Source organism: Pantoea sp. X-Soil-TKNS-1211, assembly GCF_059730495.1.
Genome location: NZ_AP035957.1, coordinates 343,245 through 367,142, shown reverse-complemented (window position 1 = coordinate 367,142; position 23,898 = coordinate 343,245). Strand labels below are relative to the sequence as shown.

Annotated in this window: 23 protein-coding genes; 21 read left to right on the top strand and 2 right to left on the bottom strand. The window is 53.9% G+C overall.

Annotated features, from left to right (window positions below):
* Nucleotides 1-99: 99 nt before the first annotated feature.
* The 5 genes from AC6I8W_RS28390 to AC6I8W_RS28370 all read left to right on the top strand — a co-directional run bounded on the left by AC6I8W_RS28390 (nt 100) and on the right by AC6I8W_RS28370 (nt 5,620).
* Nucleotides 100-1,119, top strand: a complete 1,020-nt coding sequence (locus AC6I8W_RS28390) for a RepB family plasmid replication initiator protein (RefSeq protein WP_497839558.1) — start codon at nt 100-102, stop codon at nt 1,117-1,119.
* 1,345 nt (nt 1,120-2,464) lie between these two features.
* Nucleotides 2,465-3,673: an AAA family ATPase gene (locus tag AC6I8W_RS28385; protein ID WP_036627981.1), complete on the top strand. Its 1,209-nt coding sequence runs from the start codon at nt 2,465-2,467 to the stop codon at nt 3,671-3,673.
* Complete coding sequence (locus AC6I8W_RS28380; RefSeq protein ID WP_497839557.1) at nt 3,670-4,653, top strand: ParB family protein; 984 nt, start codon at nt 3,670-3,672, stop codon at nt 4,651-4,653. Before AC6I8W_RS28385 ends, AC6I8W_RS28380 begins: the two co-directional genes overlap by 4 nt.
* 173 nt (nt 4,654-4,826) lie before the next feature.
* Nucleotides 4,827-5,435 carry a TetR/AcrR family transcriptional regulator gene (locus tag AC6I8W_RS28375; RefSeq protein WP_497839556.1) on the top strand — a complete coding sequence of 203 codons (609 nt, stop codon included), beginning with the start codon at nt 4,827-4,829 and terminating at the stop codon, nt 5,433-5,435.
* 2 nt (nt 5,436-5,437) lie between these two features.
* A complete protein-coding gene (locus AC6I8W_RS28370) occupies nt 5,438-5,620 on the top strand; it encodes a hypothetical protein (protein WP_497839555.1) in 183 nt (60 codons plus the stop codon).
* An 11-nt stretch (nt 5,621-5,631) separates the two neighbouring features.
* Here the strand turns inward: AC6I8W_RS28370 and AC6I8W_RS28365 are convergent, their stop codons facing one another.
* On the bottom strand, nt 5,632-7,032 hold the full coding sequence (locus AC6I8W_RS28365) for an aminotransferase-like domain-containing protein (protein WP_497839554.1): 1,401 nt from the start codon (nt 7,030-7,032) through the stop codon (nt 5,632-5,634).
* A gap of 368 nt (nt 7,033-7,400) precedes the next feature.
* Between AC6I8W_RS28365 and AC6I8W_RS28360 the strand changes: the two genes are divergently transcribed.
* Genes AC6I8W_RS28360 through AC6I8W_RS28325 form a run of 8 tightly spaced genes read left to right on the top strand, consistent with a single transcriptional unit; the run spans nt 7,401 to nt 14,733 of the window.
* Nucleotides 7,401-7,883, top strand: a complete 483-nt coding sequence (locus AC6I8W_RS28360; protein ID WP_013512573.1) for an MSMEG_0572/Sll0783 family nitrogen starvation response protein — start codon at nt 7,401-7,403, stop codon at nt 7,881-7,883.
* Nucleotides 7,884-7,896: 13 nt separating this feature from the next.
* Nucleotides 7,897-8,898 (top strand): Nit6803 family nitrilase, encoded by a 1,002-nt coding sequence (locus AC6I8W_RS28355; RefSeq protein ID WP_497839553.1) that lies wholly within the window; start codon nt 7,897-7,899, stop codon nt 8,896-8,898.
* On the top strand, nt 8,858-9,967 hold the full coding sequence (locus AC6I8W_RS28350) for an MSMEG_0568 family radical SAM protein (protein WP_497839552.1): 1,110 nt from the start codon (nt 8,858-8,860) through the stop codon (nt 9,965-9,967). Before AC6I8W_RS28355 ends, AC6I8W_RS28350 begins: the two co-directional genes overlap by 41 nt.
* Nucleotides 9,968-9,977: 10 nt before the next feature.
* A complete protein-coding gene (locus AC6I8W_RS28345) occupies nt 9,978-10,541 on the top strand; it encodes an MSMEG_0567/Sll0786 family nitrogen starvation N-acetyltransferase (protein ID WP_497839723.1) in 564 nt (187 codons plus the stop codon).
* The gene (locus AC6I8W_RS28340; RefSeq protein WP_497839551.1) at nt 10,538-11,494 is read left to right on the top strand and encodes a sll0787 family AIR synthase-like protein; all 957 of its coding nucleotides are present in this window, start codon (nt 10,538-10,540) and stop codon (nt 11,492-11,494) included. The genes AC6I8W_RS28345 and AC6I8W_RS28340 overlap by 4 nt, the downstream gene beginning before the upstream one ends.
* A 14-nt stretch (nt 11,495-11,508) precedes the next feature.
* Nucleotides 11,509-11,799 (top strand): MSMEG_0570 family nitrogen starvation response protein, encoded by a 291-nt coding sequence (locus AC6I8W_RS28335; protein ID WP_497839550.1) that lies wholly within the window; start codon nt 11,509-11,511, stop codon nt 11,797-11,799.
* A 17-nt stretch (nt 11,800-11,816) separates the two neighbouring features.
* Nucleotides 11,817-13,082, top strand: a complete 1,266-nt coding sequence (locus AC6I8W_RS28330) for an MSMEG_0569 family flavin-dependent oxidoreductase (RefSeq protein ID WP_497839549.1) — start codon at nt 11,817-11,819, stop codon at nt 13,080-13,082.
* The gene (locus AC6I8W_RS28325; protein WP_497839548.1) at nt 13,063-14,733 is read left to right on the top strand and encodes an AMP-binding protein; all 1,671 of its coding nucleotides are present in this window, start codon (nt 13,063-13,065) and stop codon (nt 14,731-14,733) included. The genes AC6I8W_RS28330 and AC6I8W_RS28325 overlap by 20 nt, the downstream gene beginning before the upstream one ends.
* Nucleotides 14,734-14,810: 77 nt before the next feature.
* On the opposite strand, the gene AC6I8W_RS28320 is transcribed toward AC6I8W_RS28325, so the two are convergent.
* On the bottom strand, nt 14,811-15,209 hold the full coding sequence (locus AC6I8W_RS28320) for a hypothetical protein (protein ID WP_497839547.1): 399 nt from the start codon (nt 15,207-15,209) through the stop codon (nt 14,811-14,813).
* Nucleotides 15,210-15,939: 730 nt separating this feature from the next.
* On the opposite strand from AC6I8W_RS28320, the gene AC6I8W_RS28315 reads away from it, so the two are divergent.
* The 8 genes from AC6I8W_RS28315 to AC6I8W_RS28280 are packed head-to-tail and all read left to right on the top strand — an operon-like array spanning nt 15,940 to nt 23,876.
* Nucleotides 15,940-16,779, top strand: a complete 840-nt coding sequence (locus AC6I8W_RS28315; protein WP_497839546.1) for a DeoR/GlpR family DNA-binding transcription regulator — start codon at nt 15,940-15,942, stop codon at nt 16,777-16,779.
* A 4-nt stretch (nt 16,780-16,783) separates the two neighbouring features.
* Nucleotides 16,784-17,767 (top strand): substrate-binding domain-containing protein, encoded by a 984-nt coding sequence (locus tag AC6I8W_RS28310; RefSeq protein WP_497839545.1) that lies wholly within the window; start codon nt 16,784-16,786, stop codon nt 17,765-17,767.
* A 1-nt stretch (nt 17,768) separates the two neighbouring features.
* Nucleotides 17,769-19,277 carry a sugar ABC transporter ATP-binding protein gene (locus AC6I8W_RS28305; protein ID WP_497839544.1) on the top strand — a complete coding sequence of 503 codons (1,509 nt, stop codon included), beginning with the start codon at nt 17,769-17,771 and terminating at the stop codon, nt 19,275-19,277.
* Nucleotides 19,270-20,259: an ABC transporter permease gene (locus AC6I8W_RS28300; RefSeq protein WP_497839543.1), complete on the top strand. Its 990-nt coding sequence runs from the start codon at nt 19,270-19,272 to the stop codon at nt 20,257-20,259. Before AC6I8W_RS28305 ends, AC6I8W_RS28300 begins: the two co-directional genes overlap by 8 nt.
* 14 nt (nt 20,260-20,273) lie before the next feature.
* The gene (locus tag AC6I8W_RS28295) at nt 20,274-21,323 is read left to right on the top strand and encodes an ABC transporter permease (RefSeq protein ID WP_497839542.1); all 1,050 of its coding nucleotides are present in this window, start codon (nt 20,274-20,276) and stop codon (nt 21,321-21,323) included.
* The gene (alsE, locus tag AC6I8W_RS28290) at nt 21,323-22,015 is read left to right on the top strand and encodes a D-allulose 6-phosphate 3-epimerase (RefSeq protein ID WP_497839541.1); all 693 of its coding nucleotides are present in this window, start codon (nt 21,323-21,325) and stop codon (nt 22,013-22,015) included. The genes AC6I8W_RS28295 and alsE overlap by 1 nt, the downstream gene beginning before the upstream one ends.
* Nucleotides 22,012-22,908, top strand: coding sequence for an allose kinase (gene alsK, locus AC6I8W_RS28285; RefSeq protein WP_497839540.1), 897 nt, complete (start codon nt 22,012-22,014; stop codon nt 22,906-22,908). The genes alsE and alsK overlap by 4 nt, the downstream gene beginning before the upstream one ends.
* Nucleotides 22,905-23,876 (top strand): ribokinase, encoded by a 972-nt coding sequence (locus AC6I8W_RS28280; protein ID WP_497839539.1) that lies wholly within the window; start codon nt 22,905-22,907, stop codon nt 23,874-23,876. The genes alsK and AC6I8W_RS28280 overlap by 4 nt, the downstream gene beginning before the upstream one ends.
* The last annotated feature ends 22 nt before the right edge of the window (nt 23,877-23,898 follow it).

Below are 23,898 nucleotides of genomic sequence, written 5' to 3'. Positions count from 1 at the left end.
AGTTATCTGTCAGGTGCACTTTGATTTCCGCTTATATGCTGGTAAGGTTATCGGTCATATGCGGTGGCAAAATTAACTGTTGATAAATGGATCCTGTTTATGGCTAAGAAAGTCAATGACTTAGATAGCATGACCGAGGAAGTTAATAAGAAAACGGGCGAAGTTGTCCACTTAAATCCTTCGGCAGCGGCAACGGTGCAGCCAGTGGCTTTGATGCGACTGGGGCTTTTTGTTCCCAATACCGATCATGCTAAAGCAAAAAGCTCCGTCAACACCGTTAAGTCTACAGTGGATGCTACCGAGGATCTTTACCATCTGGAAGTGGTGAAGAGGGAAGGGTACAAGGACATCTCGATCCGTTCAGAACGCCTTGATATGGCGACTGATTTCCGTGTCTGGTTGGGGATCATTCGTTCGATCTATGATAACGGTACCTTTGCCGGTAAGTTAAAACTGCCGTTCACTAAGTTTTTGCAAAACTGCGGGTTTGACTCAAAACGTTCGAACAAAGACATGAAGAAGCGTATTGATGACTCACTGATGCGCCTGCGTGGTGTGACTATCCAGTTCCGTAATGATACGGGTTCACTGACAACTGGTCTGGTCAACAGCGCGCATTACAACATGGCAAAGAATGAAGTCGAGATTGAGGGCGACCATCGGCTGGCTGACCTCTATCAGATGGACTACAAAGTTTACCTGCGTCTCAAAGCCATCGATCATTTGCCCCGTAAAGAGTCTGCACAGGCCCTCTATACGTTTATTGAGAGTCTCCCCAGGAATCCGGCACCTGTCTCTATGAAACGTCTCAGGGAGCGTCTGAGGCTGAAATCGCGTATCGCCTACCAAAACCATATTGTGCGTAAGGCGCTCGAAGAGCTGAAGGAAATCAACTATCTCGAATATACCGAGACGAAACGGGGCAGGTCGGTCTATTTCAACATAACCAAACGCAATCCAAACCTGATCCCGGATAAGTCGTTGAAACTCGACAGGAGTACTGAGGATGAGCCTCAGATTGTTGATGAAGCGATGATTGCCAAGATCAGTAAGCTGAAAGATTCCGGCTTCAGTGAGGAAGAGATTGCCAAAATCCTGATTAGCCTCGATTCAAAATGAGTGGCATCTCAGTGATAACTTCGTCAGCATACCACGGCTAACCTTTCTTCTTTTATCAGCTCATTCAGTTAGTTATGAATGAGCTGATTGCTTTTATCTCCTGCAAACCAACCCTTCAAACTTCGGTTTGCTGCAAGCATACCCTCAAAACAGCATACGACCGATAACCTTTCCTCTCATTGGCACCTCATAAGCATACGACCGATAACTTTTTAAGAGATCTGTCGCCTCTTCAATACGATACCGGCATACGGCTGCCAACCTTTCGTTATCGCACCATAATAAATATGGATAACATTATGATTTTATATAAAGAATTTATTCTTGTTCGCTACAACAATAAATCGGTGGAGGGGGTGTTATTGCATATGGCAGATAACCTTTCAGCATACGACTGCAAACCTTTCATGCATCATATGCTGAAAAACAAGAAGTTACGGTATTTGAATCATTCCGACAGACAGGCATATGACGGGAAACTTTTCGCATACGACAGATAACCTTCTTTCACAGCGAATAGCCTGCCTATGAACATTGTGTTTAATCTACGAACGATCGGAGGATCTCAGTTGTACTTTGAGCATATGACAGGAAACCTTTTGCATACGACAGCCAACCTTTGTAGATCAAAGAGTGAGCGGAAGCGATCCGCACACGACCGCCAACCACAATGACTCTAATCATACGACAGATAACTTTTTGCATACGACTGGAAACCTTGAAAGATCAAAACTGGAAGACGCCATTGATAAATAACGAGAAGTCCTTTTGCATACGACTGATAACCTTTCAGTGCATCTGCAAGAGTGATCCTTATCACATTTTGCCTAACTGCTTAGTTATCAAAGGGCAGAATCGCATGAACGCCAATGTTCAGCATACGACGGGAAACCTTTGTGCAAACTCTGAGTGCTGACGCAAAAGATCGCAGGTCAGATCCATTGTGTGATCCTGTCACTTTGAACATGTCGGCATATGACCGATAACCTTTTTGGGTGATACATCGAAGGAGAGCAGTTAAGTTTCAGCATATCCATATGAATTTTATATGCTTTCCGTAGCGAGTTGCTCATATTTTATCTATTGAGACGATTTTAGCGTGGCCTCCTGGCGCATATAACTGGAAACCAATGTTCAAATCTTCATCACGAAGGTGACAGGATCACAAAATGATCCTGCCGCTACGGCATATCCCGCAACCAATTATCCAGTTAGCGCAAATATCTTGTTCACGAGATGTCCTGAGGCTATCGACACGTACAACTTTTTTCTGAAAAACGAAAAATCTTGCACGTAGCAGAATGCCATGTACACTTAGGGAAAATTTTGCCAATGGAGTAATGGTATGAAGAGTAACTATGGTGGCGTGGACGAAACTGCCCGCAGGGCTAACGCAATGCTGCGCAGTATGAGTGACGACATCATCGATAAACGTCATGAATTCGGACTTGACCGTTACTATCAGACCTTTACCCGAAACTCAGTGGCCAATATGCCCAAGCTCAGCCGTCGTGCTGTTGAACAGGCTATCGACGAAATGGAAGCTGCGGGTCATGAGTTTGGCAAGAAAGACGCCGGCAATGCCAGACATTACGCGCTCACTGTGCAGGATGTGGTTGATATTTATGCACACCGTAAGGTACCTAAATATCGCGATATTCATGCGGGAAAAGGCCCGTTCGTTATATTTGTAGTGAACCTGAAGGGTGGCGTATCGAAAACGGTCAGTACGGTAACGCTTGCTCATGGGCTGCGCGTGCATCCTGATTTGTTGCAGTATGACCTGCGTAACCTTGTCATCGATCTCGATCCCCAAGCCTCCAGCACGATGTTTCTGAACCATACCAACAGTATCGGTTCCATCATGGAAACAGCGGCACAGGCCATGCTGAACGACCTGGATGCCGAGCAACTGCACAAGGACATCATCCAGCCAACCATTATTCCTGGTGTAGATATCATTCCGGCTTCTATCGACGATGGTTTTGTCGCCAGCCAGTGGAATGAGTTAGTGCACGAGCATTTGCCTGGTCTGTTACCTTCTGAAGTTCTGCGCCGCAACATCATTGATCGCGTCGGGAACGATTACGATTTCATCTTCGTGGATACCGGGCCGCACCTGGATGCTTTTATGCTGAACGCGATTGCGGCGAGTGATTTGCTGCTCACCCCGACACCACCCGCGCAGGTTGATTTTCACTCGACCTTAAAATACCTGACGCGTTTGCCAGAAATGCTGGAGCAACTGGAGGAAGAGGGGATTAATCCGCGTATTAAGGGCAACATCGGATTCATGTCAAAAATGACCACCAAACGTGATCATGAGATGACGCATGGCCTGGCACGCGACGTATTTACATCCTACATACTGGATGCCACTTTGCCACGCCTTGATGGTTTCGAGCGTTGTGGAGAAACCTTCGACACGATAGTAAGTGCTGACCCACAATCTTATCCTGGCAGTGCGGAAGCGCTTAAAAATGCCAAGCGTGAGGCTGAGCGATTTACTCAGGCGGTATTTAAAAGGATCGAATTTGTGAGGGGTATAAAATGACCAAAGTCATGAAGAAAATGGGCCGTACGTTAGGGAACTCAAACTTCTCTAAAATGCTGAGTGAAAGCGAGAGCACCCGAGTATTCGTCCTCAAGTCCGGTAAAGAAGCCCGTTTTGTCCTCACAAAAGTACTTCACGACGACATCGACGCGCAGACCTATATCGATTCTTCCGTCAATGGGCGTGACCAGTCACTGCTGACGCCTGAGTCAGTGGCGGATATCTCCCGCACCATTACGCTGCAACAGTTCTTCCCGGCCATCGGCAGGGAGGTGGATGATCGGATCGAAATTCTCGATGGATCACGTCGCCGTGCGGCCTGCCTGTATAACGGGACGCCTTTTGAAGTTCTGGTGACTAAAGATGAACTGGATCTGGCTGATGCACGCCAGCTGGCAGTTGATATTCAGACGGCGAAGGAACACACCTTACGTGAACTGGGCAAACGTCTGGAGCTGATGTATCCCGGCAATATAAGCCAGGCAGAGATCGCTAAATCTGAAGGTATATCTGCGGCAAAAATAACCCGAGCCCTCCAGGCTGCGTCGGTGCCGGAAGAGATGATCGCCGTTTTCCCTTCTGTCAGCGATCTTGCGATTGCTGATTATCAGTTTTTGCTCGATGTTGCGGAGAAGGCCAAAAGCAAAAAGCTGGATATCAGCGACATTGTCGCAGGGGTACGTCAGCGCATCGAAAAGCAGGATAATACTGAGATCGATGATCCGGTCACCAAATCGCTAATCATTGGTTATTTCCGTGCCGAGAGCAGTCGTTTGAAGACACCAAAGCCCGGCAAAAAAGCGTCAGCGGAAAATCTGGTGGTGTTTAAGGACAAGAAACAGTTTGCCCGTAAAAAGGTCGATGCGGAAAAACGGCTGGTGACGTATGAATTCTCGCGTATTTCTGCGGAATTCCAGGCGGAGCTTGATGCAGCGATCCGTGCCGTGACAGAAAAAATGGTCGCGGATAAACAAGCTTAACCACCACATTTCCCGTAGCAGCGCGATTTATCGCGCAATATCGTGCGCGTTGCCATAAAAACCCGCGCGATAAATCGCACCGCTACGGATTTTCCAACCTGTCGTTTTTTTGTTTTCAATTGTAGATTGATCGATCTACAATTATTCCAACACTCAACCAGAATGATGCGATCATGAAACCAGGCCCAGGCAGACCCAGAGAGTTTGACCCACAAGTTTTCCTCAATTCAGCGCTCGAATGCTTCTGGCAGAAAGGCTATCGATCGACTTCGATGGCCGATTTAATGCAGGCATCAGGACTGGCGAGTGCCAGCATCTACAAACTCTATCCGGATAAGCGTTCGATCTTCCTTGCCGCCCTCCAACAATACATGGACGCCGGTCTGGTGCGTGGTAAGCAACGTGATGAGGAACTGGCTCCGGAGACCGCGCTGCGGGATACACTGGAGTTTGTCGCGCTGTTTTCATCCGGGCCTCAGGGAGAGAAGGGGTGCTTTACCATCGCTGCGGCGTGCGAGTTGCTGCCAGGTGATGATGAAGTCCGAAACCGGGTTGAGTATAAATTTCGCGGCATCGTGGCACGATTAAGCAGCATCCTGCGCAAAGGTCAGGAGACGGGGGTATTCCGCTCTGATGAACCGGCAGAGGTGATGGCGGAATGCATTTTTATGCTGCTTGAAGGTATGCGCGTCTACGGCAAAATCAAACCTGACATTAGCGTGCTGAGAAAAAGTAATGAATTTATTATTCAATCCGTGCTTATCCGGGCAGGGCGGAGTTGAGCATGTTGATGCCCGGTGCGCTGGTTCGTCGCCACAGAAGAAGAAAAGTGATGGTGGTATTGGAAACCGAAGGCGACATCATCACCTGCGGCTGGACAGACAGGGGCCGGTTTTATAAACGACGCTTTCCGGCCGACCAGTTGCGGCTGTGTATGCCGTATTCAGATCTGTGGCCCATGACCTGAAGCTCAGATCATCACAGAATTACGCTGCCAAAATGCAGCGGGTTACGCATGACATGGGCAATGGTTTGCAAATTTTCCGCGCACATCTCACGAGACCAGGAACCGCCAAGGCAGATACGCAGCGCGTCAGGGGGATTATTATCAGTACAGAAGGCCGCACTTGAGACCGCACTAACCCCCAGTTCACGTAACCGCACCGCCATTTCAGCCGGATTCCAGTTGAAATGACGTGGCAACAGCAGCCACAGGTGGAAGCCCTGGGGCGTGGCGCGGAACGTAAATTCCTTGAGGATTTCCGCCGCCATTTTCTGACGAATCACCGATTCTGCGCGCACCGATTGCAGCACCCGGTCTGCGGTGCCGTCATTGATCCACTGTGATGCCAGCGCGTTGGTGATCGGGCTGGCCATCACGTTCAGGGCGCGTAATGCTCCCGCCAGTAACTGCGTCTGATGTTTACCCGGTCCTTTGATAAAGGCGGTACGCAGCCCCGGACCAAAGCATTTTGACATGCCGGTAATGTACCAGGTTAGCTCAGGGATCAGTTCACTGAATGACGCAATATGGTGAGTCGCCAGTGCTGCATAGGCTTCATCTTCAATCACCGGGATGCTGTAGCGTGCCGCCACATCAGCCAGTGCTTCGCGTCGCCGCAATGGCAGGGTTAACGTGGTGGGATTCTGGATGGTGGGGTTGATATACAAGGCGCTGATGTTGCCGGTCTGACACTGGTGTTCAAACACCCGTGGCAGCGGGCCATCCTCATCACAGGGCAGGGATTGCAACGTAATATTGAGCTGGCTGGCGATGGCTTTCAGGCCGGGATAAATCAAATCACTTACGCACACGCTGCCACCTTTGCGGCACAGCAGCGTCAGTAATCCCACCAGCGCGCTGTGAATGCCTGGTGCGATCAGGATTTCATCGATATTTACCGCTGGGAGCTGTTTCTCCAGCCAGACTTTCGCCATCGCTTTATCATCTGCCTGGCCGCCAAAGTCCTGATAACGCAACAGGCCGAGGATATTTTTCTGGGTAAAGAGATTGATTGCTCCCTGACTGATGGCCTGCGCCAGTTCTTCTCCGGGTTCAATCGGTGAGTTCATGGTCATTTCATAACTGCTGCCACCGCTCAACGGCACCGCAGGCACCTTCCCGCGAATATAACTGCCCAATCCCCGGCGCGAATCGATCAACCCGCGCCGGGTGGCCTCGGCATAGCCACGTGTCACGGTGGTGTAATTCAGGGAGAGCTGGATCGCCAGTTCGCGCAGCGGCGGCAGGCGGTCACGCGGTTGAAACTCGCCGCTGTTGATGCCGTCAGCAATGATGTCGGCAATTAACAGATAAGCCGGACGTGGTGTGTTCTGACTCAGATGGTGATGCCAGCGGCTGACGAGTTTAGTAAGCATGCATTCAGTCCCAACAGATGGAGAAGAAAGCATCACTATTGCCTGGCGAGAGGTATTCTGCAATCACCTTTGGTATTGATTGCATCAATGATTGCATAATGATTTTTATTGTGTGCATTTTTGGTGCGAATTGGCATCAATCTGGTGCAGAAATCTGTATGTGGCCGTGATGTTCTCCGGGTAATCCCGTGCCATTCAGAGGGTTTAAAAATTTTTTAGCTCACAAGTTGAGCAGTTGATGGGATCTTGATTGCATCCCTGCGATCGGCAGCTGGCACGCCCCTTGCTCCATTCTCCCTGCATCACCTGCGGATGTGCCATAACGGGGAGCGCGGCTCCCCCCTGATAAAGACTGGGAGAAAAGTGCTATGCCAAAAGTTACCTTGCCTGCCCACCAGACCGGTGATTTCTTTGTTGATTACGAAGAGAAGGTTTTTGAGGATGTGAAAGCGGAGCCGGGCCAGAAAGCGCTGGTGACCTTTCACACGGTTGCGTTTGAAGGCTCCATCGGTTTCGTCAATATGTTGCAGGCGACCCGTCTGCAACGCAAAGGCTTCGAAACCTCCATTCTGCTGTATGGACCGGGCGTGCTGCTCGGCGTACAGCGCGGTTTTCCCACCATCGGTGCGGAAGCCTTTCCGGGTCATCAGAACTACGCCAACCAACTGAACAAATTTATGTCGGAAGGTGGCAAGGTTTACGCCTGCCGCTTTGCGCTGCAAGCTCTCTACGGCCACGGCGAACCGTCGTTGCTGGAAGGGGTGCGTCCGATCAATCCGCTCGACGTGCTGGATCTGAAGCTGCTGCATGTGCGTGACAACGCGGTGATTATCGATACCTGGACGATGTAAGCGGAGGCGCGCTATGGCTGGATCACGCATTATCCGTGCCGCCGCAGCCCAGATTGCGCCAGATCTCCATGAGGCCAGCAAAACGCTGGCCCGGGTGCTGGAGGCAATCGATAAAGCGGCAGAGCAGGGCGCAGAGATCATCGTTTTTCCCGAGACGTTTGTGCCCTATTACCCTTATTTCTCGTTTATCACACCGGCGATGACCGCGGGTGCCGCGCATCTGAAACTTTACGACCAGGCGGTGGTGGTGCCCGGCCCGATCACCCATGCCGTGGGCGAGCGTGCTCGTCTGCGCAACATGGTGGTGGTGCTGGGTGTGAATGAACGCGATCACGGCACGCTTTACAACACCCAACTGGTGTTTGATGTCAGCGGCGAACTGGTGCTGAAGCGGCGCAAAATCACGCCAACCTACCATGAACGTATGATCTGGGGGCAGGGTGATGGTGCCGGGTTAAAGGTGGTCGACACCGCCGTGGGGCGCGTCGGCGCGCTGGCCTGTTGGGAGCATTACAACCCACTGGCACGCTACAGCCTGATGACGCAGCACGAGGAGATCCACTGTAGTCAATTCCCTGGTTCTTTGGTGGGACCGATCTTCGCTGAGCAGATGGACGTCACGATCCGCCATCACGCGCTGGAGTCCGGCTGCTTTGTCATCAATGCCACCGGCTGGCTGACTGAGGAGCAAATCAACGAACTCACCTCTGACCCGGCGTTGCAGAAAGGGCTGCGGGGAGGCTGCAATACCGCCATCATTTCACCGGAAGGGCGTCATCTGGTGCCCCCATTGACGGAAGGCGAAGGCATTCTGATTGCCGATCTGGATATGGCGTTGATCACCAAACGCAAACGCATGATGGATTCCGTCGGGCATTACGCTCGTCCGGAATTATTGAGCCTGCGTCTGGACGCGACCCCCGCCCGCTATGTGGTCGCGCGTGAGGAAGAATCCGCAACCGGAGGAGAGCGCGATGCAGAACGTTCCGTCTACTCGCCAGCAGCTGATCACTGAGCTACTGACCCAAGGGGTCAACGTCATCAACCCACAGCAGGAGCATGTCAGCCGTCATGGTGGAGCAGGGCCGTCTGATCACCAGGCGATGAATATTGATGGCGTGACAGTGATGGTGCCGATCTATACCCATTCCGCCCGCCAGTCACCATGGCAGGTGAAGCATGAGGCATCTGGCGCTACCCGGCTCTTCAACAACCTCATTCCGGTGCGGGAAATCACGATCGCTCATAAGCCGCGGTTTTATGAACGGCAGACGGCGGAGGGCATTCCCTATTCACAGATTGCCACGCTGCACGGCACCGATGTACTGGCGACTACCGTATTGCAAACCTGTATCCGCTATGAGAATCGCGCAAAAGCCTGTCAGTTCTGTGCCATCGGCCAGTCACTGGCGGCGGGCAGCACCATTGCGCGCAAAACGCCCGAGCAGCTGGCTGAAGTGGCGAAAGCGGCGGTCGAGCTCGATGGGGTCAAACATATGGTGATGACCACTGGCACACCATCCGGCAGCGATCGCGGCGCGCGCATTCTGGTGGAGAGCGCGCTGGCAATTAAAGCCGCTGTGGATTTGCCCTTGCAGGGGCAGTGCGAACCACCCGGTGACGCAAAATGGTTTCAGCGCATGAAAGACGCCGGTATTGATGCGTTGGGGATGCATCTGGAAGCGGTAACTCCGGAAGTGCGTGCCCGCATTATGCCGGGCAAAGCGCAGGTCAGCGTTGACCAGTACCTTGAGGCGTTTGCCGACGCGGTGGCGGTGTTTGGTCGCGGACAGGTCAGTACCTATATCCTGGCGGGGTTGGGCGATACGCCACAGGCGATTCTGTCACTATCGGAAACCTTGATCGACCTTGGCGTTTATCCGTTCGTCGTACCGTTCGTGCCCATCAGCGGCACGCCACTGGAGCACCACCCGGCACCCGATAGCCAGTTTATGTCATCCATCCTGCAACCGCTGGGGCAAATGCTAAGTCAGGCCCGGTTACGCTCCAGTGATATTAAGGCGGGTTGTGGTCGTTGCGGTGCCTGTTCGTCACTTTCCAGCTTCGAGCAGGCGATGGCGTAAGGAGTGAATGATGAATGAGTACGCAAGTTACACCATTAAGTGGGTAACGCTGCCGTGGGAACGGGAACAGGCATATGCGTTGCGCCAACGGGTCTTCTGCCAGGAACAGGGGCTGTTTGCCGGGCATGATCTTGATGATATCGATCGCCATGCCCGCCTGTTGGTGGCGCTGGGCAGTGTCGGTGGCTGGCACGATGCGGTGGTCGGTACGGTGCGCATTCATGAGACAGCACCCGGCATCTGGCAGGGTTCGCGTCTGGCGGTGGATAGCGCCTGGCGTCGGCAGGGACAGCTCGGCCCGACGTTGATCCGTCTGGCGGTGTGCAGCGCGCATGCGCTGGGTTGCCGGGAATTTTATGCTCAGGTGCAACATCAAAACGAACCGCTGTTTCGCCGCATGCACTGGCACACGCTGGATTGGCTGGCGTTGCGAGGTGTGCAGCATGCGCGTATGCAGGCCGACCTCAATTTTTACCCACCCTGCCATGATCCCCTCAGCGGCATGGTTATCAGTACGCCGGTACGCAGGCGGGTTGTGGAGATGCCTGCATTTCTGACAGGAGCGACGGTATGAACCTGAGTTTACCGGCGCTGATTGAGCGCCTGCATACTTTCAGCGGCATCGCGCATAAGCGCGATATCCAACAGGTGGCAAAGCAACTGCGGGAAGCCTGGCCGAACCCCAGTCCGAATGGCGACGATTGCGCCCTGATCCCTGACGGTAACGGCTACAAATTGCTGGCGATGGAGGGATTTATTAACCGATTTGTGGCGGACGATCCCTGGTTCGCAGGCTGGTGTGGCGTGATGGTCAATCTGAGCGACATTGCGGCGATGGGGGGACGGCCGCTGGCGGTGGTGAACGCGCTGTGGGATGACGCTCTGCCTCATGCGCAACAGATTTTACAGGGCATGGCTGCGGCCTCACGCGCTTATCAGGTGCCGATCGTCGGTGGGCATACCAATCTGCGTAGCGATCAGCCGCAGCTGGCGGTGGCCATTTTGGGTGAAACGCGATTCCCGCTGAGTAGCTTCGACGTGCAGTCAGGCCAGACGCTGATGGTGGCGATCAATTTACAGGGACGCTGGCATCCCCCCGGTTACAACTGGGATGCAGCCACCGAGGCTGCACCCGCTGCCCTGCGTCAGGCCTGGTCACTGCTGCCAGAACTGGCGGAAGCCGGGTTAATCCAGGCGGCGAAAGATATCAGCCAGGCGGGGCTGGCCGGGACGCTGGTGATGATGCTGGAAAGCTGTGGCCTTGGCGCTGAGCTGGCGCTGGAGCAGATCCCAATCCCACAGGACGTCGGGCTTGAGCAGTGGCTGTGCGCCTTTCCCAGCTTTGGTTTTTTGCTGGCGGTGGAAGACGAACATTGCGAGGCAGTGCAACAGCGCTTTGCCCACCGTGACATCGCTTGTGCAGCGGTTGGGCGCTTCACGCCAGAGCGGAAACTCATCTTGCAATTCCAGCGGCAGCGCGCCTGCTACTGGGATCTTACACAACCCCTTACCGGGATGACCTGTTAACAGAGGAACACACCATGCCTGCCATGCACTTTGTCGTTTGCTGGCCTGACGGCAGCAAAGATACCTGCTACTCCCCCTCCACCGCGATTGAGAAGCACCTGGAGGTTAACCATCCCTATAGCCTGGAAGAATTCGTGACTATCGCCACACGCGCCCTCGACGAGGCCAGTGAGCGAGTGAAAGCGAAATTCGGCTACTTCTGTTCCAGTGCGCAGGATCAGTCTGCGGTGATCGTGCAAAAAGCCCGGCAGTTTGGCGCCGAACAGCAAGTCATTGTGGAAAAAATCACCCCCGTCCCGGTCTGATAACCAGCGAGAATACGATGAACAACAATCACTATCCTGTCGTCATTATTGGCGGCGGGCAGGCCGGTCTCGCCATGAGCTGGAACCTGACGCAAAAAAATATCCGTCATAAGGTGCTGGAACGTCACCGTCTTGCCTGGGCATGGCGGGAACAGCGCTGGGACAATTTTTGTCTGGTGACGCCAAACTGGCAATGTAAACTGCCCGGTTTTCCCTATGACGGTGACGATCCGCATGGCTTTATGTTGCGCGATGAGATCGTGAGCTACGTCGAACGCTATGCGCGTAGTTTTGACGCACCGCTGCAAGAAGGGGTTAACGTGCTGCGGGTGGTAAAAACCAACAGCGGTTTTCTGCTACACACCTCGGTCGGCGAATTTACGGCGGATCAGGTGGTGATTGCCGTCGGTAACTACCATCGTCCACGCTTTCCGGCGATCGCCGCTGAACTGCCGACGCATATCATGCAGGTGCACTCCGCTAACTATAAATCGGCGCAGCAGCTACCTGAAGGAGAGGTGCTGGTGGTGGGTTCAGCGCAGTCCGGTGCGCAAATTGCCGAAGACCTGCATCTGGCCGGTCGCCGCGTTCATTTGTGTGTGGGAAGCGCACCGCGTGTGGCGCGCTTCTATCGCGGGCGTGATGTGGTGGACTGGCTGGATGATATGGGCCACTACCGCCTGACGGTGGATGATCATCCGCTGGGTGAAGATGCGCGACGCAAGACCAACCATTATGTCACCGGACGCGATGGTGGACGCGATATCGATCTGCGCGTTTTTGCGCTACAGGGCATGCAGTTGTATGGCCGCTTGCTGGGCTACCGTGACGGCGAGCTAATGACAGCCGATGACCTGAAACAGAATCTCGACGGTGCGGATGCCACCTCGCAAAAAATTAAAGACAGCATTGATGTCTGGATCATGGAGCAAGGCATTGCTGCACCGGAAGAGGCGCGTTATCAGCCTGTGTGGCAACCGGCATCTCCCTCCACCCGGATTGATCTGACCGCTATCTCCGCCATTATCTGGGCGGTCGGTTTTCACACCGATTTCAGTTGGATCGAGGCACCGGCGTTTAATGATAAAGGGTATCCGCTGCATAGCCGGGGTGTTTCGGTGCAACCGGGTCTCTATTTCCTGGGGTTGCCATGGTTGTGGACGTGGGGATCTGGCCGCTTTGAAGGGGTAGGTGAAGATGCGGCCTGGCTGGCAGAGGCGATTAGCACGCATCAACCGTGCGAGACGCATGCGGAGGGCGTTTATGTCCACGATCACCGTTAATGAAACGGCTTTCTGGCAGCAGGAAGCGCAGCGTCTTTATTGGCAGCAGGATTTCACTTCCGTGGTTGAAGATATTGGCGGTGGCCCGCGTTGCCGCTGGTTTTCCGCCGGTCGTACCAACCTGAGTTATAACGCGCTGGATCGTCATCTGGCGGAAAAAGGTGATCGTTGCGCGATTATCCAGCGTGATTTCCGGGGAGAAACACATCGACTCAGCTACCTTGAACTGTGGCAGCAGGTGAATGCGTTAAGTCACCTGATGATCAGCTGGGGGATTCGTGAGGGTGATCGGGTCATGATTGCGCTGCCGATGACGCCGATGGCGGCGGTTGCCATGCTGGCCTGCGCCCGACTGGGGGCGGTGCATGTGGTGGTCTACTCGGGCGTCACCAGTGAAGCGCTGGCGCAACGTGTTGCCGCCAGTCAGCCGTCGCTGCTGCTACATAGTAGCGAAGTGCGTGGTCGTCTTGAGTTACCGTTGATTCCGGCCTCGAGCGCCGCTTTACGCGTGATGGATATCCATACTGCGGACTTTACCCAGGCGTTGGCGCAGCATCACGGTTGTGTCGTGCCCTGTGTCTGGGTGGCGGCTTCTCAGCCCTCACATCTGCTATTTACCTCAGGCACCACTGGCTCACCCAAAGGTATCGTGCGGGATACCGGCGGCTACGCGGTGGCCTTGCTGGCCAGCCTTCGGCATCTGTTTGATGTGCAGGATGATGAGATTTTCTTCACCACTGCGGATGTGGGTTGGGTCACTGGTCACAGCTATGGCATTTACGCTCCGTTGTTGGCGGGCATCACCACGGTGATGTGTGAGGCCGGTGCGGTAAATACCCCTGGGGAAAGTTGGTGGCAGATGGTGGCGGAGCTGGGGATCACCCGCATGCTGACCATCGCCGGGGCGATTCGCCTGGCGCGCCAGCAGGGAAAACCCCGCGCCAGTCTGTTGACGCTGCGTTCGCTCTATCTTGCCGGTGAACCGCTGGATCATACCACCCATGACTGGGTCATCTTCGACATGGGTGTCCCGTGTGAAAATCACTACTGGCAGACCGAGTCCGGCTGGCCATTGTTGGCGGGAACGGACAGTGGTTTAGCGCCCGTATTCACCCGCTCGGTGGATATTATTGATCCCACTAGCGGTGAATCTTGTGCTCCGGGGCAGCCCGGTATGCTGGTGGTGAACGACACCCTCGGGCCAGGAGGCATGTCAACGCTATGGCAGGATGAGACACAGCACGACCAACGTTACTGGTTGCGACGTGATGAACGCTGGCTCTACGCCACACAGGATTGCGCGGTACGTCTGAACGATAAAATCGTTATTCAGGGGCGGATGGATGATGTGATCAACATCGGCGGTAAACGCCTGGCGACTGCTGAGGTAGAAAATGCGCTGGCAGGCATCGCAGGAATTGTTGAAGTGGTCGCCACCCGCACGCCGCATCATTTGCTGGGTGAAATGGTGGCCTTATTCGTTGTCACTGAGGGGTTAAATGTGCAGCAAGAGGGGGAGCTGAAGCAGCAGATACGTGAACGGTTGGTGAGCCGATGTGGTCGCTTTGCCCTGCCAAGACAGATCCATTTTCGGCGTTCGTTGCCAAAAACGTTCTCGGGGAAGTTTCTGCGTCGCCTGCTGACGGCATAACAATGCGATTGGATGCGATATTGTGCAGTACCAGTTGGTTCACAACATCGCATCAATCCTGATGCTAAACACCATGGTTACGCAAGGTTGAGGGGTTTGGGCTGGTAGCGCTGCGCCCAGTTCTCCACCACATCGGTGTCTTCACCGACTGCGCCGAACACGATCACCGTCGCCTTGCGGCCATGCGACTCAATCACGCTCAGTAGCTCGGCGTTTGGGAACGTCACCAGATAGACGGCATCCAGCAGGATATGTTCTTTCCTCAGCGTCTGACTTGAGAACAGACCGACCTTTACACCTGACGAAATCAATTGTTTTTTGTTACGCATCGCGCGGTAAATTTGCCCGTCAAACACCTTGCTGAGGAAATCCTCACAGGAAGATGAAGATTTGTTCGGCACGCAAATCCTGACGTTACGTCCAGACTGGCTGGCATGATTGATGGCAAATTCAACAACATTGTTGTACTGCGACACCAATTCATTCTGAGGTTCAACAAGGATGAATCTTTCTTTCAACGGCATAATTTAAATTAAAGTTCCTGAGCAAAAAAACGAAGCCCCGACGTTTAATCGACGAGGTTTTAGTAAGCGCATCATCTCATCAGGAAGATAGCGACACGGATAATGGTGCGAACTGTCTTCAGGACGACCAGCATATTTTCCTTTCTGCTGCTGTTCTGTGTTTGGTGCGTCGCCTGGTGCAGTCAGTCGGAGGAATCCATTACCATTGATAATAGCCTGGGCTATGATTCCGCGCCATTCAGTGCGGCAGGTTCTTATGCCGTTGTCACAGGATTATTGCTAATCGTTTAACCGCCGGTGTTGTGTCAAAAGATTGAGCAATAATCATTCTCATTATTCCATTCTTTTCCCCCACTTAACGCAAATCTCCTCGTCGGGTTTATTTGTTTCCGAAGTATGCTTTTGTTCGCAAAACGGTCATCCACACATAAACGGTCATAGTCGGTCATGATAGTTTCATATTAAAACTATTTCTCTGCATTGTGATTTGTTGTGTTTTCTTCTTAAAACCGCCGTTATTTGTGATAAAGGTCGCGTTGCTAAATGAATATAACGCCTCGTTTCATTTTTTCCTCAATAAAAGTCACTTTTTTGGCGGCAGTAAAAGCGCTGCCTGACACTTTTGCCTGGTGCACATTTTGCGCCGGTCGAATCCACTAACTTAATGGCATCGGAGGTCATCATGTTACCGATTGAACGTCACCGTCAGATTATGGAGGAATTAAATCTACATGGTCGGGTGTTGGTTACTGAACTGGTTAAACTTTGTCGGGTTTCTCAGGAAACCATACGCAGGGATTTATCTCAGTTAGAGAAGAAAGGATTATTACAACGCAGTCACGGTGGTGCGGTGATGGCGCAGAAACACCAGGGGGGGGTGGCAGGAAAAAATAATAAACCTAATGAGTATGAATCCACATTCCGTCTGCGGATGAATGAAAACACCCAAGCGAAAACATTAATCGCAAAAAGGGCGCTCGATTTTATTACGCCTGGCGACTGTATATTACTGGACAGCAGCACCACCTGCTGGTTTCTGGCACGACAGTTGCCAGATATTGAACTGACGGTGCTGACAAACTCACTGCGCATCGTGCAGACGCTGGCCGCTAAAGGTCATATCCGCACCATCTGTCTGGGAGGAGAATATTCCGGTCACAATGAAGATTTTAATGGCATCGTCGCTGAACAGCCGCTGAAAGATTATTTAATCAACAAAATATTTTTCTCCTGTAGCAGCTTGGGTAACGATGGGTATTTACGTGCAGCGAACGAAAATAACGCGCATTTAAAACAACAAATGTTAATGGCATCAGAAAGGAAATATCTACTTATCGATGCAGGTAAATTTCTTCGCCCCTCTTTTGCCAGAATTTGCCACTACCGTGAAGTGGATTTCTTAATTACCGACAGTATGAAAGATAAAGAATTACAACAGGAGCTGGCCTGGAACGGCGTCAATATTATCGATTGTTCACAACGCCAGAATGTCATGCAATTAATGAACTCTCAGGATATTTAACCCTATGAAAAAAACATTTATCGCCTGTTCCCTGCTGGCGCTGTTTGCTGCCACCACCGCCCATGCTGCTGACAAATTGCGCATGGGGATTGTGGTTAAAGTGGGCGGCATTCCCTGGTTCAACGCGATGGAAGCGGGCATTAAGAGCGAAGCGGCCAAAGAGGGGATTGATGCCTGGATGGTTGGCCCCACTTCGGCTGACCCGGCGTTGCAGGTCAGAGCGATTGAAGACTTGATTGCACAAAAAGTCGACATTATCGGCGTGGTGCCTAACGACCCGAAAGTGCTGGAGCCGGTGCTGAAGCGCGCTCGTGATGCCGGTATCCGTGTGCTGGTGCATGAATCGCCGGATCAGAAATACGCCAACTGGGACTTTGAGCTGGTGGATGCCAAAACCCACGGAGAAAACCATATGAAAGCGCTGGCCGAGTGCATGCACGGCGAGGGCAAATATGTCGCCTATATGGGCGGCCTGACGGTGCCGCTGCATAACGCCTGGGTGGATTCCGCCGTGGCCTATCAAAAAGCACATTTCCCGAAAATGCAGATGGTCGGCGACAAGTTCGGCGTCGGCGAATCGCTGGATGACTCCATCCGCACCACCAATGAAGTGATGTCCAAATACCCGGATCTGAAAGGCATCATTGCCTTCGGTTCGCAGGGACCCATTGGTGCCGGTCGCGCGGTGATGGCGCGTAACAAAATTGACCAGGTGTGCGTGATTGGTGCCTTCAGTCCGGGACAGGGTCAGATGCTGGTTAACCGGGGTGCCATCAAAGGCGGCTACATCTGGAACCCGATGACGGCGGGTGAAGTCTTCGTGCGCCTGGCGGGCATGATGCAGAAAAATCAACCGATTACCGACGGCATGACCATCGAAGGTCTCGGTAAGGTGAAGGTCGATGAGCAGACCCACACCATCGTTGGCAACAACACCGAAAGTCTGGACAAAACCAACCTGCCAAAACTGGTCAAACTGGGGCTGTAATATGCAACTGATCGAACCACAGACGCTGATTGCCCTCGAGAGCCTGTCGAAAACTTTCGGCGGCAACCGGGCATTAAGTGATATCTCACTGTCGTTGATGGCGGGGGAAGTGCATTGCCTTGCTGGTACTAACGGCTGTGGTAAGAGCACTCTGATTAAAGTGATCTCCGGGGTGCATGCCCCGGATGCCGGTAGCAAAATTACCCTCGGTGATAGCGGTGAACATTTCACGCGTCTGACGCCAAAGCAAGCGCGCGATTTTGGCGTGCAGGTGATTTATCAGGATCTGTCGCTGTTTCCTAATCTCAGCGTGGCCGAGAACATCTCCTTTGAGCATAACCTCGGCAACCTGCTCGGCTGGTACAGCAAGAAAAAACTGCGAGCCAGTGCAGAGAAGATTATCACCGAACTGAAGTTTGACCTGAATCTCGATGCCAAAGTGGCTGAACTGTCGATTGCACAGCGTCAACAGGTGGCGATTTGCCGTGCGCTGGTGGCTGACGCCCGTCTGGTGATTATGGATGAGCCGACTGCGTCACTCACCCGTACCGAGGTAAATCAGCTACTGCGCACCGTGCGTTACCTGAAAGAGAAAAATATCTGCGTGGTGTTTGTCAGCCACCGCCTGGATGAAGTACTGGAGATCTCCGATCGCGTCACGGTGATCCGCGATGGCCGAAAAATGGGCACCTGGCCTGCCAGTGAAATGGACGGCCATCGTCTGACTGAACTGATGACCGGGCTGAAACTCGATTATCAACTGAAAGCACCGACTCTGAATCCGCATCGCACGCTGCTGGAGGTGGAAAACCTCAGTCGCAAGGATCAGTACCACGATGTCAGTTTTTCGCTGCATGAGGGCGAAGTGCTGGGGCTGTGTGGTTTGCTCGGTTCCGGTCGTACTGAACTGGCGCTCTCGCTGTTTGGCATGACCAAACCGGACAGTGGCAAAATCTGGCTCGACAGCAAGCCGGTGCGTTTCCGCAGCCACGAAGATGCCATCAAATCTGGCATTGGCTATGTCTCGGAAGATCGCCTGACGCTGGGGCTGGTGCAGCAGCAGTCGGTAGCCGACAACATGGTGCTGTCGATTCTCGATCAGCTGCGTAACCGTTTCCATCTCATCGACGAATACCGCAAAAACAAACTGATCCACGACTGGATTCAGCAGTTGGGCGTGCGCGTGGCCGACCCGGAACATGCCATCTCCACGCTTTCGGGTGGCAACCAGCAAAAAATCGTGCTGGCGAAATGGGTATTGACCCAACCCAAAATCCTGATCCTCGATTCTCCCACCGTGGGCGTCGATGTGGGCGCTAAAGCCAGTATCTACACCCTGATCCATCAACTGGCGAAAGAGGGACTGGCAATCATCCTGATTTCCGATGAGGTGCCGGAGGTGTATTACAACTGCGACCGCATTCTGCATTTCCGTGATGGCACCGTACATGCCGAATATCAGCCGCAACAGGTGGCGCAGCAGCAACTGGCGGAGGTGATCAATGCCTGACTTATCGTTCTTCAAACCCCAGTCGAGTCAGGGCTGGCTGGCCTGGGTGCTGGCGTTCTTTTTCGTGGTGTTCTCTTGCGCCAGCGACCAGTTCCTGACGTTGCAGAACCTGCTCGACCTGACGGAAACCTATGCCGTCACCGGCATCTTTGCCCTCGGTCTGTTTGTGGTGCTGGTCACCGGTGGGATCGATATCTCCTTTGCGGCGGTAGCCTCAGTGGTGCAGTACGTCATCGCTTCGCTGTTTGTGCAGTTTGGTTTTGATAATGCGCCGCTCAGCATCCTGCTGGCGATTGCCTGCGGCACGCTGTTCGGCGTGATCAATGCGGTGCTGATCTACTGGCTGCGCATTGTCTCGATCATCATCACCATCAGCATGCAGTCGCTGCTGTTCGGCATGCTGATGTGGATCACCGAAGGGCGCAGCCTCTACAACCTGCCGGATTGGTGGGTGACGCTGCATAACATCCTGCCGTTTAGCCTGCATGGGCAGACGTATCAGATTGGTCTGCCGCTGACCATCATGCTGGTGATCGCTGTCATTACCTGGTTGTTGCTGAACAAAACCCATCTCGGTCGTCAGCTGTACGCCACGGGAGGCGATCAGGAATCGGCACGCCGTATCGGTATTCGCGTCGGACTGATCCATATCCTCGCCTATGGCTGGTTAGGCGCGCTGGCGGCGGTGGGTGGCCTGGTTCAGGTCTATCGCGTGGGTGAAGTGGTGCCAAATGCGTTGGTCGGCGGTGAGCTGGATGTACTGGCCGCCACGGTGTTGGGCGGTGCCAGCCTGATGGGTGGCAAAGGTACTGTCACCGGGACGCTGATGGGAGTCTTCTTGATCGCCATCCTGAAAAACGGTCTCAATCTGGTCGGTGTCTCCAGCTACTTCATGAACATTGTGATCGGCGTGGTGATTATGGTCGCCATCACCGTCACCCACTACAAAAAGCGCAAAGAAACCGACGTCAGCTTCGTCTGATCGGGGAGAGTGTGATGAAACATCTGAATTTTCTGACCAGTGAAAAAGCGCATCCCGGCCTGCTGCTACTAATTGCACTCGGCATCGCGGTGTTCAGCATTATGCTGCCAGGCCGTTTCCTGACCGACTCCACTTTTATGAGTATGGCTTTCCAGCTACCGGAGCTGGGCCTGCTGACGCTGGCCATGTTTATCGCCATCCTCAGCGGCGGCCTTAACCTGTGCATCATTGCCACCGCTAACCTGACGGCGTTGTTTATCGCTTGGGTGTTGCTGAACTTTATGCCTGCCGGAGCGGGCACCGGGCTGCAACTGTTGTGGCTGCTGATGGCGCTGGTGGGTGCGGCGTTGATCGCCACCTTGATTGGCGTAATCACCGGGTTGATGGTCAGTCGGGTGGGTGCGCACCCGATTCTGGTAACACTGGCGACCATGATGACGGTCAACGGCATTGGTATCTGGCTAACACGCGGTGCCGCCGTAAGTGGCATGCCGGATGTGGTACGTGCGCTGGGGGCGGAGACCTTCCTCACCATTCCGTTACCGCTGTGGCTGTTCTTTATCACGGCCGGGCTGATGGCGTTGTTCCTGGGCAAAACCCGTGCCGGTAAATGTATCTATATGGGCGGCAGCAATATCAACGCCACCTGGTTTAGCGGCGTGAATACCCATCGCCTGCTGATTATGGTCTACGTCATCTCCAGCCTGCTGTGCGTGTTGGCCGGGTTGGTGATGATGGCGCGATTTAACTCGGCGCGTATGGGCTATGGCGACTCCTATCTGCTGATCACCGTGCTGGCGATCATCCTCGGCGGCACCGATCCCAACGGCGGCTTTGGCCGCGTCACCGGGGTGGTGCTGTCGCTGATTGCGCTCCAGATCCTCTCCACCGGCTTCAACCTGTTAAACATCAGCCAGCACTTCAGTCTGGCGATGTGGGGTGCGGTACTGATTGTGGTACTGGGCCTGAAGTTCTTTAAAACCAAATTTACTCATTCCCGTGCGGTGCGTCGCAGTACTTTACTTGCACGCCAGGCCGGCCTGACTAAAAAAAAGGAAGTCTGATGCGTACCCAAATTTCTCCCTCTTTGATGTGCATGAACCTGATGGAAATTAAACAGCAGCTGGCGGTGCTCGACACCCGTGCTGACTTTCTGCACATCGACATCATGGACGGTCACTACGTCAAAAACATTACCCTGTCGCCGTTTTTTATTGAGCAGATTCGCCCACACACCAGGGTGGCATTGGATGTGCATCTGATGGTGGAGGAGCCGACTGACTTTATCGAGGTGATTGCCAAAGCGGGTGCGGACTACATCTGCCCACATGCGGAAACCATCAACCGCGATGCGTTCCGCGTGATCAACCAGATTCGCTCACTCGGCAAGAAGGTTGGCGTGGTGCTGAATCCAGCGACGCCGGTGTCGTACATCCATCACTACATCCACCTGCTGGATAAGATCACCGTGATGACTGTCGACCCCGGCTATGCAGGCCAGCCGTTTATCACCGAAATGGTGAAGAAGATTGAGGAACTGCGCGACCTGAAAGCCCACCATGGTCACCACTACCTGATTGAGATTGATGGATCCTGTAACCAGCGTACTTATCGCACGCTGCTGGAGGCGGGTGCGGAAGTGCTGATTGTCGGCACCTCCGGGCTGTTTAACCTTGATGACAACCTTGAAACCGCCTGGGACCAGATGATGGGCAACATCGAACAGGCAAAAGGTGCGTTACGGGAGTCCGCATGAGTCGAACATGGCTGGGTATAGATATTGGTGGTACCAGCACCCGGTTGCTCACCCTGCGCGGTGAGAATCAGTGGGCGGGATTCCGCAAATTGCCGACTGCCTGCTGGGCGCAGTCAACCGATGCTCTCGGTGCGCTGGCCGGGCTGATCAAAGAGGTGCTGGCGCAGCAACCGATTGACGGCGTGATGCTCGGCCTGCCAGGTATCCTGAGCCGCGATCGTCAGCATGTGGTGTCGCTGCCGTTTATTCAGGCGCTGGACGACACGCCGGTGGCGGCCCATCTCAGCGAGATGACCGGTGTGCCGGTGGCAATGGATAAAGACGTTAACCATCTGATGTTGTGGGATTTGATGCAGCTGGAAACGCTGCCGGATAACGCTGTGGGATTATATCTCGGCACCGGCATGGGTAACAGCCTGTGGCTGAACGGTCAGTTCTACCACGGCGAGCACGGCGGCGCCGGGGAGATTGGTCATATCCCGCTGGCGAATAACGATTTGCCCTGTCCCTGCGGTAATCACGGCTGTGCCGAAACCCTGACATCGGGGCACTGGCTGAGCCAGTGGGCGAGCCAGCACTGCGTACAAACTGATATGTCTCAACTGTTTACACGGCACAGCGATCATCCCGATTTGCAGCAGTTTGTCAGCCGTCTGGCAAAAATCATCGCCAGCGAGATGAATATTATTGATCCGCAATATCTGATCCTCGGTGGCGGCGTGCTGGCGATGGATGATTTTCCGCTGGAGTTGCTGTGTAGCCAGATTACCCGGCATTTGCGCCCACCCGTGACCCGCGCCGGGTTGCATATGGTTTTCAGCCACGCCACCGATCAGACCGGTTGTCGTGGTGCCTGTCTGGCGGCAGCACGGCAGTTTGGGAGGTCTGTATGAAAGGTAAAGTGTGCGTATTCGGTTCCTTCAACCTCGATATCGTCACCAAAATGTCGCGCTTTCCGCAACCCGGCGAGTCGCTGGTGGCGCACAGCAGCATGATGGGGCCAGGCGGCAAAGGCTCCAACCAGGCCACGGCGGCGCTACGCGCCGGTGCCAGGGTGCACTACATCGGCAAAGTGGGCAATGACGACTTCGGCCTGTTTGCCCGTCGCCATTTGGAGAAGACCGGGTTTGACGCCATCACGCTGTTTACCTGCAAAGAAAAACCAACCGGTAACGCGATGATCTATGTGGCCGGTGATGATGCAGAAAATATGATCTCGGTTTACCCCGGTGCCAACCTGATGGTCACCGCCGCTGAGGTAAACCGCTGCCAGCCCACGGTCGCAGCCGCTGACATTTTGCTGGTGCAACTCGAAAACAACCTGAGCGCCATTCAACGCATGGTGGATAACGCTCGTCAGGCGGGAACTTATGTGATTGTGAACCCGGCCCCGTGGCAAAAAGTGAGCGATACCTTTCTGTGTCAGGTTGACCTGCTTACACCGAACAGCACGGAAGCCGGTCAACTGACCAACACCAACGTCACCGACCTGGTTTCCGCTCAGGTCGCGGCGCAGATTCTGCATAACAAAGGGGTGCGTCAGCTGATCATCACCCTCGGTATTCAGGGCGCGCTGCTCTCGACCGGTGAACGTATGTTGCTGGTGCCGGTTTATCCGGCGCAACCGGTGGACAGTACCGGCGCGGGAGATTCGTTTAACGGCGCACTGGCGGCGCGTCTGGCGGCCGGTGAGCCGCTGGAGCAGGCGGCGTTATTCGCTTCGGCGTATGCCTCGGTGTGCGTCGAACGTGCCGGGGCAGCGAACTCCATGCCGCGTTATGACGACGCCGTAAAACGGATGCAGCAATACCCGGAGCTGGCGATCAGCGAGATCGGTGTTTCTGCTGCCGCTACACCGTAGAACCCGCATCGATGGGCAGAAG

Bases quoted from the DNA above. Each gene is read 5' to 3' on its own strand.
- AC6I8W_RS28310 (WP_497839545.1), top strand. From the start codon at position 16,784: ATGAAAAAAACATTTATCGCCTGTTCCCTGCTGGCGCTGTTTGCTGCC.
- AC6I8W_RS28380 (WP_497839557.1), top strand. From the start codon at position 3,670: ATGACCAAAGTCATGAAGAAAATGGGCCGTACGTTAGGGAACTCAAAC.
- AC6I8W_RS28335 (WP_497839550.1), top strand. From the start codon at position 11,509: ATGCCTGCCATGCACTTTGTCGTTTGCTGGCCTGACGGCAGCAAAGAT.
- AC6I8W_RS28370 (WP_497839555.1), top strand. From the start codon at position 5,438: ATGTTGATGCCCGGTGCGCTGGTTCGTCGCCACAGAAGAAGAAAAGTG.
- AC6I8W_RS28360 (WP_013512573.1), top strand. From the start codon at position 7,401: ATGCCAAAAGTTACCTTGCCTGCCCACCAGACCGGTGATTTCTTTGTT.
- AC6I8W_RS28340 (WP_497839551.1), top strand. From the start codon at position 10,538: ATGAACCTGAGTTTACCGGCGCTGATTGAGCGCCTGCATACTTTCAGC.
- AC6I8W_RS28345 (WP_497839723.1), top strand. From the start codon at position 9,978: ATGAATGAGTACGCAAGTTACACCATTAAGTGGGTAACGCTGCCGTGG.
- AC6I8W_RS28315 (WP_497839546.1), top strand. From the start codon at position 15,940: ATGTTACCGATTGAACGTCACCGTCAGATTATGGAGGAATTAAATCTA.
- AC6I8W_RS28375 (WP_497839556.1), top strand. From the start codon at position 4,827: ATGAAACCAGGCCCAGGCAGACCCAGAGAGTTTGACCCACAAGTTTTC.
- AC6I8W_RS28325 (WP_497839548.1), top strand. From the start codon at position 13,063: ATGTCCACGATCACCGTTAATGAAACGGCTTTCTGGCAGCAGGAAGCG.
- AC6I8W_RS28355 (WP_497839553.1), top strand. From the start codon at position 7,897: ATGGCTGGATCACGCATTATCCGTGCCGCCGCAGCCCAGATTGCGCCA.
- AC6I8W_RS28350 (WP_497839552.1), top strand. From the start codon at position 8,858: ATGCAGAACGTTCCGTCTACTCGCCAGCAGCTGATCACTGAGCTACTG.
- AC6I8W_RS28390 (WP_497839558.1), top strand. From the start codon at position 100: ATGGCTAAGAAAGTCAATGACTTAGATAGCATGACCGAGGAAGTTAAT.
- alsE (WP_497839541.1), top strand. From the start codon at position 21,323: ATGCGTACCCAAATTTCTCCCTCTTTGATGTGCATGAACCTGATGGAA.
- AC6I8W_RS28300 (WP_497839543.1), top strand. From the start codon at position 19,270: ATGCCTGACTTATCGTTCTTCAAACCCCAGTCGAGTCAGGGCTGGCTG.
- AC6I8W_RS28295 (WP_497839542.1), top strand. From the start codon at position 20,274: ATGAAACATCTGAATTTTCTGACCAGTGAAAAAGCGCATCCCGGCCTG.
- AC6I8W_RS28280 (WP_497839539.1), top strand. From the start codon at position 22,905: ATGAAAGGTAAAGTGTGCGTATTCGGTTCCTTCAACCTCGATATCGTC.
- AC6I8W_RS28305 (WP_497839544.1), top strand. From the start codon at position 17,769: ATGCAACTGATCGAACCACAGACGCTGATTGCCCTCGAGAGCCTGTCG.
- AC6I8W_RS28365 (WP_497839554.1), bottom strand. From the start codon at position 7,032: ATGCTTACTAAACTCGTCAGCCGCTGGCATCACCATCTGAGTCAGAAC.
- alsK (WP_497839540.1), top strand. From the start codon at position 22,012: ATGAGTCGAACATGGCTGGGTATAGATATTGGTGGTACCAGCACCCGG.
- AC6I8W_RS28385 (WP_036627981.1), top strand. From the start codon at position 2,465: ATGAAGAGTAACTATGGTGGCGTGGACGAAACTGCCCGCAGGGCTAAC.
- AC6I8W_RS28330 (WP_497839549.1), top strand. From the start codon at position 11,817: ATGAACAACAATCACTATCCTGTCGTCATTATTGGCGGCGGGCAGGCC.